Below are 2986 nucleotides of genomic sequence, written 5' to 3' on the forward strand. Positions count from 1 at the left end.
CCATTACTTTTCGTACTACAGCGGCGTTAAAAGCCGTTCGTTTAGAATCACTAAACTTCACGACTTTTGCCTTATTTATTTGCAAAAAGAGTGGCGAAAAATAGTCTATAGCTCAAATTATAAACAAACATCAACAGACCCTAAACTTTATGTTACAATTTCGTCCAATTTCAATCAGAAACGTCAACAAGGAATCCGATGGCAACCTATCACCACAGCAGTTTAGATCAACTAACACTCGGCAAACAAACCGATTATCGCAGTGAATATGATCCACATTTATTACAAGCAGTACCACGCAGTTTAAACCGTGACAGTTTGGGGATCAGTTCGCAACAGCCGTTTAATTGTGGTGCGGATATTTGGACTGCCTATGAAATTTCGTGGCTGAATGCCAAAGGGTTGCCGCAAGTGGCGATCGGGGATATTTCTTTGGATTTTCAAAGTGAAAACTTGATCGAATCGAAAAGCTTTAAGCTCTATTTAAACAGTTTCAATCAAAGCCGCTTTGACAGCCTGCAACAGGTGGAACAGTTGATTCAACGGGATTTGGCAAATTGTGCCCAAGGCGAAGTCCAAGTGCGGTTACACCCATTAGACGCCTATCAAAATCAAACCATTGATTACTTTCAGGGCGAATGTATTGATTATCAAGATATTGAGATTGACAGCTATGAATTCCAACCGCAGTTGTTGCAACATTGCACGACAGCAGAACAGGTTGATGAAGTGTTAGTCAGCCATCTGTTGAAATCCAATTGTCTGATTACCAATCAGCCCGATTGGGGCAGCGTACAAATTGAATATCAAGGTGCTAAAATCGACCGTGAAGCGTTGTTGCGCTATTTGGTATCGTTCCGTCAGCACAACGAATTTCACGAGCAGTGTGTCGAACGGATTTTTTGTGATCTGATGCACTATGCGAACCCCACGAAACTGAAAGTGTATGCCCGTTATACCCGACGTGGTGGATTAGATATCAATCCTTATCGGGCAAACTACCCGCTTGAAGTAATAAATTGCCGCTTGGCAAGACAATAGGGTCTGTTGATGTTTGTTTATAAAAAGGAGAAAACATGAGCTCACATATGGTGAATCCGAAAGGTAGTATGGATCAACTGTCACACTTGGAGGTTGAATTACTGGAAAAAGGCGTTTCTGGCAACTTGTACCAGCTTTACCGCAACTGTTCGTTGGCAGTGTTGAATTCCGGTGCAGTAACCGATGACAGTCGTATTTTATTAGGCATGTACAAAGACTTTGAAATCGAACTCATCGCCAAAGAACGTGGCGTTTCGTTATTGCTGCACAATCCGCCGGAATCCGCTTTTGTGGATGACAAGGTAATCCGCAATATTCAATATCATCTGTTTGCGGTATTGCGCGATATTTTATTTGTCAATGTCATCACTAAACAACATTCATTTCAACAAGCTGAAAATTCAAATAACATTACCAATTATATTTTTACCATTCTGCGTAATGCCAAAGCGCTGATTGTCGGCGAATGTCCGTCGTTGGTGGTCTGCTGGGGCGGGCACTCGATTAATGAGATTGAATACCGCTATTGTCGTGCAGTCGGATTACAATTGGGACTGCGTGAACTCAATATTATTACCGGCTGTGGGCCGGGCGTGATGGAAGCACCGATGAAAGGGGCGGCAATCGGACATGCTAACCAACGTTTCAAAAACAGCCGTTTTATCGGCATCACTGAACCGTCGATTATCGCCTCTGAGCCGCCGAATCCGATTGTGAATGAGCTGATTATCATGCCGGACATTGAAAAACGGCTGGAAGCCTTTGTCCGCATGGGACACTGTATTCTAGTGTTCCCTGGCGGTCCGGGTACGTTTGAAGAACTGCTCTACTTAATCGGCATCAAGCTCAATCCGGCAAATAAAGACGCACAGCTGCCACTGTTTTTGACCGGCCCGAAAGAGAGTGCGGATTACTTCAACACCATTGATCGCTTTATCGGTGAAGTGTTTGGGGCCGAAGCGCAAGCCTTGTATGAAATTATTATTGACGATCCAGAACAAGTTGCGCGCAAAGTCAGTGCGCACATGAAGAGCATCAAAAAAGTACGTGCGCAAACCAACGATTCTTACGGCTTCAACTGGACGTTGACGATTCCGCCGGATTTCCAAAATCCGTTTGAACCGACCCATGCGAATATGAGCAATCTGGATTTGCATTTGGAACAAAGCAAAGAGAGTCTTGCCGCCAATCTGCGCCGCGTTTTTTCCGGCATTGTCGCCGGTAATATCAAACCGGAAACAATTGAATTAATTGAACAACACGGCGAATTTGAATTGCACGGCGACCCGATTTTAATGGAAAAAATCGACCGTGTGTTACAGGATTTCGTTGATCAACACCGCATGAAATTACCGGGCGGCGAGGCTTATCAGCCTTGTTATCGCATTATTAAATAGCATTCTTGCTGACCGCACTTTTGCCATGAAAGTGCGGTTTGGGCTTGCGCCTGATGACGAAGTTTTTCCCTTGGATTCAACAATCCATTTATTGTAATTGGTTGTTGAATCCAAGTTAATTCATCAGCAAGCATTCCTTTGAATTTATTTATAGTACCATGTGATACAGTGCTATATTTGACGTAATTATCTTTATTTCTTTGCACAAATGTTAGGGTCTGTTGATCTTTCCATTGTCATCTAGTTTTCTATTTTCCATGCTGAATTTTTATCATTACGAAAAGCCGATTGCCCTCTTAATATTTCGGGTAATGTTGTTAATGAATTGTCAATATCTAAAATGTGCTGAATAGAAACAATTCTAGCGTCTTCTTCCGTTACTTCTTCATTCCCAAAAAACTGCCAATCCCCATCCTCATCATAAAACACGGAAACAATATTGGAATTGTTTTCTAAAACAAATCTTGTTGTTATTGCTTTTTTTAATATATTTTCTTGTGTTATTTTCATTTTATTTTTTATATGATTATATTGGCGAAAAATAGTCT

General features: G+C 41.9%; 3 protein-coding genes. 2 read left to right on the top strand and 1 reads right to left on the bottom strand.

Features of this window, described 5'->3' with window-relative positions; all coding sequences use genetic code 11:
* The first annotated feature begins 198 nt into the window (after positions 1 to 198).
* Both queF and ppnN read left to right on the top strand, forming a co-directional pair.
* The gene (gene queF, locus FHQ23_RS11960; protein ID WP_139614521.1) at positions 199 to 1041 is read left to right on the top strand and encodes an NADPH-dependent 7-cyano-7-deazaguanine reductase QueF; all 843 of its coding nucleotides are present in this window, start codon (positions 199 to 201) and stop codon (positions 1039 to 1041) included.
* Positions 1042 to 1076: 35 nt separating this feature from the next.
* On the top strand, positions 1077 to 2438 hold the full coding sequence (ppnN, locus tag FHQ23_RS11965; RefSeq protein WP_139614522.1) for a nucleotide 5'-monophosphate nucleosidase PpnN: 1362 nt from the start codon (positions 1077 to 1079) through the stop codon (positions 2436 to 2438).
* A 240-nt stretch (positions 2439 to 2678) separates the two neighbouring features.
* Here the strand turns inward: ppnN and FHQ23_RS11970 are convergent.
* Positions 2679 to 2986, bottom strand: a 308-nt coding sequence (locus FHQ23_RS11970; protein WP_267963716.1) for a hypothetical protein, incomplete at its 5' end; no start/stop codon positions are given.

This window comes from Testudinibacter crocodili, assembly GCF_006228025.1.
Lineage (GTDB): Bacteria > Pseudomonadota > Gammaproteobacteria > Enterobacterales > Pasteurellaceae > Chelonobacter.

Excerpts from the sequence above, each read along its gene's own strand:
- queF (WP_139614521.1), top strand. The coding sequence starts at position 199 with ATGGCAACCTATCACCACAGCAGTTTAGATCAACTAACACTCGGCAAA.
- ppnN (WP_139614522.1), top strand. The coding sequence starts at position 1,077 with ATGAGCTCACATATGGTGAATCCGAAAGGTAGTATGGATCAACTGTCA.